The organism is Paenibacillus sp. OSY-SE (genome assembly GCF_000283315.1).
Taxonomy (GTDB): Bacteria; Bacillota; Bacilli; order Paenibacillales; family Paenibacillaceae; genus Paenibacillus_B; species Paenibacillus_B profundus.
In genome coordinates this window covers 34,507-41,209 of the sequence record NZ_ALKF01000153.1, presented here as the reverse complement: position 1 = coordinate 41,209, position 6,703 = coordinate 34,507, and the positions used below count along the sequence as shown (strand labels likewise).

Here is a 6,703-nt window from a genome sequence, read left to right as displayed (position 1 = left end):
GACTTCGAGAGTGAATGCAAGACTCGATGTCGAATGACATCTTGGGATGCTTCGTGATCAAAAGGGGACTTTTTGAACAACTTCTATATGTAAGGAGGAAATGCTATGTCCGAACAACCATCCGCTGCACTATCGACCGACGGAATGGCGGAACAACAGGTTGATCCGCGCCGTTGGTATGCGCTTGCGGTTATTCTGCTCCCGACATTACTTATTTCATTGAACACCTATATGATTCAGGTCGCGCTTCCGACTATGCAGAACAGCCTGCACGCCAGCTTCTCCGAAGCGCAGCTTATGGTCACCGGCTTTTCACTCGGTCTGGCCGTGGCGCTGATTGTGAGCGGGAAGCTTGGGGATATATACGGAAGAAAACGGATGCTGCTTATCGGGGTGAGCGGGTTTACGGTCATGGCTGCGTTGGGCGGCTTGACTTCGGATCCGACACTTCTGATTGCCATTCGCATCGCGCAAGGTCTGGCCGCGGCGCTTATCCAACCTCAGGTGCTGTCCACGATGCAGGTCAGCTTTCTGCCGCGGGAGAAGGCGCTCGCTTTCGGCTTTTACGGCGCAATGATCGGGTTTGGATTCGCCTTTGGTCTCATCCTCGGAGGAATTCTCGTCAATTGGAATCCGTTCGATCTCGGTTGGCGGACCGTATTCTTTTTCAATGTGCCGTTCGGCATTCTTGTTCTGCTGTTATTGCCGATTATACCCGAGTCGCGCGGAGGACGGGCGCAAAGTATCGATTGGGCCGGGACTGTCGTACTAATGAGCGGATTGTTTCTGCTTGTTTATCCGCTATCGGAGGGGCAAAAACAAGGATGGCCGATTTGGACCTGGAGCTGTCTGCTATTAGCTCTTCCGGTTCTGTTTGCTTTTATCGCGGTAGAAATTCGGAAACGGAAGCGGGATGCTTCTCCGCTAGTCGACCTGACTATTTTCAAACATCGTTCTTTTGGCGTAGGCATGGCAACAGTTGTGCTGATTTATCTCAGCATGTTCTCCTTCTTCTTCATTTTGAGTTATTATTTGCAATTCGGTTTGCATTATAATGTTCAATACACGAGTCTGATTTTTCTGCCTCTAGGGATAGGTTTTTTCCTGACTTCCTTGGTATCGTCTCGAATCGTCAGGAGATGGGGGATGGCTGTGCTGAAAATAGGCGCTCTGGTAATGGGTGGCTGCAGCCTATTACTCATTGGGTCGCTATATGTTGATGCGATGGATCTGCTGCATATCCGAAATATATTGATATTATTGATATATGGTCTCGGTCTTGGTATGGTCACTACGCCGCTTGTCAACGTCGTTCTCAGCGCAGTGCCTATAAAGGATGCCGGGACGGGTTCGGGCTTGTTCACTACATTTATGTATTTGGCAAATTCGTTAGGGGTGGCCTTGATCGGTATTTTGTTCTCGGCCTCGCTGGGGCAATCTCTTATCGAAGCGGAGCTGCCGGATTATGTAAGGGCGTTTTCCACCTCTTTAATGGCAAGCGGAGGACTGGCTTTGGCAGCATTCGTGTGTCTCTGTTTCTTGACCGACCGCAATAGGCGAATGGTTGAAGAATGATCATGAGAAGGTGGAATTCATGTGGATGCTTGGTTTTATTTAGATAACTCCTTTCCTTTTGAATTTCATTGCGGATTCTCCTGCGGCGAGTGGGGCATGAAGGCGGTCCCGAACCAGTATAAAGCTATGGTTCAACAATGTCTGGAGGAATACAGCGGGACCGCAAGCAGCGTAGAGTTGAATCAGCTTAAATTAATCGACCTTTGCCGACTATATGCAATTAATAGGTAGGCGTTCACCCAAATTGAACGGGCAGAGCAGTAAATCCCCTCATAATGTAAGTGGGCTGCCATTCAAGGCGATCGGGTGCGACAGCAAGCTTCATGTTCGGCAATCGTCCGAGCAGCGTGCCAATGGCAATCCGTCCTTCCATGCGGGCGAGGGGCGCTCCCAAGCAATGATGGATTCCCGTTCCGAACGCAATATGGTGGTTGTTGCCGCGCCTGATATCCAATCGCTCCGGATGCTCGAAACATTCGGGATCGCGATTGGCTGACGCAAGCGCGATCAGCACGACATCGCCTTTGGCGAGTGTCTTGCCGCCCCATTCATAGTCTTCTCCAGCCCAGCGGTTGGTCGCAAATTCGACAGGGCCCATGAAGCGGAGCAATTCTTCGATTGCCGAGTCAATCAGGGCAGGCGTGTCTCGAAGCGCTTCCAGCTGGTCCCGGTGCTGCATCAACGCGTACATGCCGTTGCCAATCAGATTTACGGTCGTTTCATGCCCGGCTACGATCAACAGAAAGATCATCGATACGAGTTCTTGTTCGGACAGTGTGCTGCCTTCGGATTCCGCTTGCGTGAGCAAAGATAACAAATCTTCCTGCGGATCCAAGCGGCATTTCTTGATCAATGCCTTGATATAAGAGGTGAATTGATCGATTTCTGATGTGATTTGTTGATATCTCTCCGGATAATTGAAGGCTGAGACCATGGCGTGAGACCATGTGCGGAACTGATCGCGCTCTTCATTGGGCAGCCCCAACATGTCGCATATGACGATGATAGGGAGAGGATACGCATAATCTCGAATGAGTTCCATGGACCCTTGAGCTTCTACCTTGTCAATGAGCCAATGTGAGATTTCCTGAATACGCGCGCGCATTTTTTCAATCATGCGGGGAGTAAATGCCTTTTGCACCAAGGAACGCAGGCGAGTGTGATCCGGTGGGTCAGAGTTGAGCATGTGACGTAATAGCAGATCCATTCTGCTCGCAGGGACGCCTACTTCTTCGGGCCTTACGAACTGAAACAGATTTTTTTTGAAACGTTCGTTTTTCAGGGCGGCTGCGGCATCTTCGTACCGCGACACGATCCAGGCCGTGTTGCCGTTGGGCATGACCGTTTTGTGAATCGGATCATGGATCCGAAGCTGTTCATACAACGAGTATGCCTTATCTTTAAAATCAGATGAAAAAGGGTTGACGGAGAGAAACGTGGAATTTTTCATCATCTGTGCGCCTCCTATTACTCATAGTAAAAGACGATGTAATTATATACCTGATATGTAATGATTATTATAGCATGAGAAAACATAGAACTTAGCGCTTCGCCTCCTGAGGTGGAAATGCTTCACAACTTCTCGGCATGAGGCGCTCAGTATGATGGACAATGAGGTATTGCTGGAACAGAAGCTGACCCTCTACTTCCAAGCGTTGTTTGCTAGCCTGCATAAACAGCAAGATTTGATCGTCATGTGTTTCGGTGAAGCTCAACGCAACCCAGCCGTTCGCACGCGGATTGAGGAGACGATCCGGGAGAATATTTCCTTAGGATCTGACTTATACTCGCTGCAAAAGCGGATGATAGAGGAGTGATGCTTCAACCGGGTGGACTGCCGGGGTTCCGACAGCAGGACGACAGCTGGCTGGATAAGGCCAAGTTTGTCACTTTCGGACATAAGGTCAAATCGATCACCGTCAAGCCTTATGTTCGGACTGATAGTACGCAGGATAAAGGCAAGCCGGAAGGAGTTCAGGCTGTTATCAAGGAGACTCCGACTCCGGACAAGCCGTTCGTACTCGAACAGAAGGGGATTGGCCGTATCACGATTACGGATATGGAGTTGCAGCAGGACAAGATCATTGTTCATCTCCAGGAAAAAGATAGGGAGCCAAGAGACTTTTATATAACAGATGATCAAGGAACATACTACGAGACGGATACGATAAAGAGCGATAAATTTGAAAGAGAACAGCTATATTAGCGAGTTCGTCAATTATGAGGAGAAATCCCCTATCGGGCGGAAGCTGACTGTGAACATGGATAAGCATCATAGACAGTATATCAAGGAGCTGGAGATGAAGATCCAGGTTCAATAAGCGGATAGAAAAAGTAAAGGAATAGCAAAGAGAAAAAGAGTTATCCCCTCGTCACCGTTGATGGCGGCAGGGATAGCTTTTTTCATATATGTTGAATTCTCCAAGTTCTAGTGGTGCTATAATTAACCTCATTGTTTTTACCTAGTAAATGCGAATGAACGAAAAAAAACGTCAGATTTTGGAGGTTGCATACGTTATATATAGCAAGAAGAGCCGCTTCCTAATAGAGATATTGCGGGCATCTATTAGAATCGGCTCTTTTCGCTCCTTCTTTTACAAAGGTAAACGGCAGCCATGTAACATGGCAACTCCCCATCTTCTTTGTAAAGCAAAGGGAAGCTTACAAAAAAGGAGGTATCAATAGGAGAGAGATTAGGAAGCAAGTAAGCTGCAAATCTGCAATGATATGAATATTCGTTAAGGTGGTGTAAACATAGTGAAGCGAGTTTCTGTGAAGAAAAATGCGTTAATTGCGTCGGTTGCCGCTTTGCCTATCGCTGCAATGGTATTATCTTCTGTCGTCTCGGCCGCTTATTTCAGCGGCGGGAGAGCCGCGGGGTCGTTCTCTGCCTACTATCATTCGTCCGTCTCTTCTTATGGATATGACAATCATTACGAGACGGCGCGCACCAACTGGAATGGAATTTCTTCGAAGGTAAAGGTGTCCAAAACGACAACAACCAGCGGCGACCCCGATCGATATTATGTAGGAACTACGGGCACTAGCACGCTGCTTGGTCAGATCGTCCCTTATAAACTTTCCGGAGGCACTTATGTAGAGGCGTCGCCAAACGACAAATGGGCGTATTCCACGGCTACCATCTATGATAATACGATGAAAAGTTACAAGATGACCCACAGCCAGATCGTGTCCAATGCAACCCATGAAATTGGCCATACGGTAAGCCTCGCCCATAGTCCAAGTTCATCGGGCCCTTCGGTCATGAAACAAGGCATTCAAGACATCGGCCCTCAAACCTATGATAAAAACGAATTAAAAGCAAAGTGGGGCAATTAATACGCTATTCTAATAGTATGAAGGGAGATTGGCGAAATAATGCGACGGAAAATAAACGCAGGTTTGTTTGTTGCCGCAGCCGCACTGCTTCTGGTGATGGCATGGGGTAATATAAGCGGCTCAATGCTTGAAGCGACATCAGATTCAGACCCATCCAAAACGATCTCGATTCATGCCAACTTTGTCAATTTTGAGAACGCTGATCAGTTGGATTCCTTTGCGGACTTGATCGTAATTGGTACGGCGGTGCAGCGTTTCGAAGAGCGGAATCCGGTGTCTACTCATTTTGATGACGGCACATTGCAGGATTTCTACACATTAACGGATATCAGCATCGACAAAGTGCTCAAAGGTCCGGAACAAATATTGCAAGAGGATGCGCCATTAACTATTATCGAACCATTGGCCTATTTGGATATCGAAAATGAGAAGACGAAATTGACGCGCGAGAATTACATTGAATTGTACGAAGGCGACAAGAGCGTTATTTTTCTGAAAAAGAACACGTTCGGTCAGTATGCTATCATCAATCAAAACTTGGGCAAGTTCAGTTTGAACGAAACCCCCGAATTTCAAGTGACGGCCGACAATGAAGAGGCAGCGGAGTATGCTATTTTGCGGAAAGACGTGTTTGAAAAATACGGATTGAATTAAAGAATGATTTATTGGCGGCGTATTCAAAGCTTCGTTATCCGGGTTTGAATACGTCTATTTTTTTATCCAAACGAAGGGATCTCCCTCCTCTGATCATCTTTTCTTGCTTCGTCGGCCGTGCTCACCCCATTTTCTTGAAAAATGTTGAAGCAGCTTCTTGCGTGCTCTCGCCAATCGTTGGGTGATAACTTGTTCGGTTACGTGCAGCTCCCGGCTGATTTCCTTATAAGTCTTTTCTTCCAAATAATACATGGTGAGCAGCGTGCGATATTCCGGCTTCAGTTCGTGGAGGGCTTGATGCAGTAACGCGTCGCGTTCTTTGAGCTCGACTTCTTCCGCGACATTCGTGTAGGCGCAATGTGTCCATTCCATCGGATGAGGGGAGCAAAACGCAAACAAGCGGCGGTCTTTTTTATTTTTTCGCAGCCAATCGAAGGCGGTATTGCGCGCCACTCGCATGATCCAGCTTTTAAGGTTGGTGGAATATTTGGTGGTTGGACCGTATGTAATGATCTTCATGAAAGATTCCTGGATAATGTCTTCGGTCAATGGATGATCGCGGACCAGCAAATAAATATCCTTATATACGAACCGGTGATAGGAACGATAGAGTCTTTGTTGTAATTCACTATCCAGGTCATCAATTCGGCTGCGCAGCAACCAGAACCATTGCTCCATAATACAACCTCTCTTTTCGAAAAAATAAAATCCTAACCTTCATGCATCAAAATATGTATAAAAAGGAAATTACAATAATTATACACTAAATTTAGTTTTTTGTATAAAAAATAGGTGATATAAATTTGAAGCGCGTTTGGAATATTCCGCAAGGATGGAGCTTGGTGGCTCAAATGCCATATGGTGAACCTAACGAGCAACCGGGCGAGAGAACATTTTTGTCTTTTGAGGATGTAGTGAAGTTTTATTCATATCGATATGGAAGCATGGAGTGGAAAAATGAATCAACGAACGAATCGTGAAATTCAAACAATATGTAGAGAGACTATATGCTGAAGAAGCAGAGCATTTCCGTCAGTCAATGGCCGGGAATGCTCTGTTTGTTTTTGGCATTGCGAAGAAGGGGAGAATTAGAGAGGCTTAAAACAACGAGCCGCTCGTTCCCATAAAGGATTAG

Annotated in this window: 9 protein-coding genes; 7 read left to right on the top strand and 2 right to left on the bottom strand. The window is 46.8% G+C overall.

The window, feature by feature from the left end:
- Positions 1-105: 105 nt before the first annotated feature.
- Positions 106-1,575 carry an MFS transporter gene (locus A372_RS0105735; protein ID WP_019419872.1) on the top strand — a complete coding sequence of 490 codons (1,470 nt, stop codon included), beginning with the start codon at positions 106-108 and terminating at the stop codon, positions 1,573-1,575.
- A gap of 21 nt (positions 1,576-1,596) precedes the next feature.
- Complete coding sequence (locus A372_RS0105730) at positions 1,597-1,806, top strand: aminoglycoside adenylyltransferase domain-containing protein (RefSeq protein ID WP_019419871.1); 210 nt, start codon at positions 1,597-1,599, stop codon at positions 1,804-1,806.
- A gap of 4 nt (positions 1,807-1,810) precedes the next feature.
- Here the strand turns inward: A372_RS0105730 and A372_RS0105725 are convergent, their stop codons facing one another.
- Complete coding sequence (locus A372_RS0105725) at positions 1,811-3,028, bottom strand: cytochrome P450 family protein (RefSeq protein WP_019419870.1); 1,218 nt, start codon at positions 3,026-3,028, stop codon at positions 1,811-1,813.
- 148 nt (positions 3,029-3,176) lie between these two features.
- Here A372_RS0105725 and A372_RS0105720 point away from each other — a divergent pair, with 148 nt between their 5' ends.
- The 5 genes from A372_RS0105720 to A372_RS0105695 all read left to right on the top strand — a co-directional run bounded on the left by A372_RS0105720 (position 3,177) and on the right by A372_RS0105695 (position 5,568).
- Positions 3,177-3,392: a hypothetical protein gene (locus tag A372_RS0105720; protein WP_019419869.1), complete on the top strand. Its 216-nt coding sequence runs from the start codon at positions 3,177-3,179 to the stop codon at positions 3,390-3,392.
- A complete protein-coding gene (locus A372_RS0105715) occupies positions 3,389-3,781 on the top strand; it encodes a hypothetical protein (protein WP_157259449.1) in 393 nt (130 codons plus the stop codon). Before A372_RS0105720 ends, A372_RS0105715 begins: the two co-directional genes overlap by 4 nt.
- Entirely contained in the window at positions 3,759-3,896 is a 138-nt protein-coding gene (locus tag A372_RS37195) for a hypothetical protein (RefSeq protein WP_019419867.1), read from the top strand. The genes A372_RS0105715 and A372_RS37195 overlap by 23 nt, the downstream gene beginning before the upstream one ends.
- Positions 3,897-4,332: 436 nt before the next feature.
- Positions 4,333-4,914 (top strand): hypothetical protein, encoded by a 582-nt coding sequence (locus A372_RS0105700; RefSeq protein ID WP_019419865.1) that lies wholly within the window; start codon positions 4,333-4,335, stop codon positions 4,912-4,914.
- Between the two features lie 39 nt (positions 4,915-4,953).
- The gene (locus A372_RS0105695) at positions 4,954-5,568 is read left to right on the top strand and encodes a hypothetical protein (protein ID WP_019419864.1); all 615 of its coding nucleotides are present in this window, start codon (positions 4,954-4,956) and stop codon (positions 5,566-5,568) included.
- A gap of 93 nt (positions 5,569-5,661) precedes the next feature.
- On the opposite strand, the gene A372_RS0105690 is transcribed toward A372_RS0105695, so the two are convergent.
- On the bottom strand, positions 5,662-6,246 hold the full coding sequence (locus A372_RS0105690; protein WP_019419863.1) for an RNA polymerase sigma factor: 585 nt from the start codon (positions 6,244-6,246) through the stop codon (positions 5,662-5,664).
- Positions 6,247-6,703: the final 457 nt, after the last annotated feature.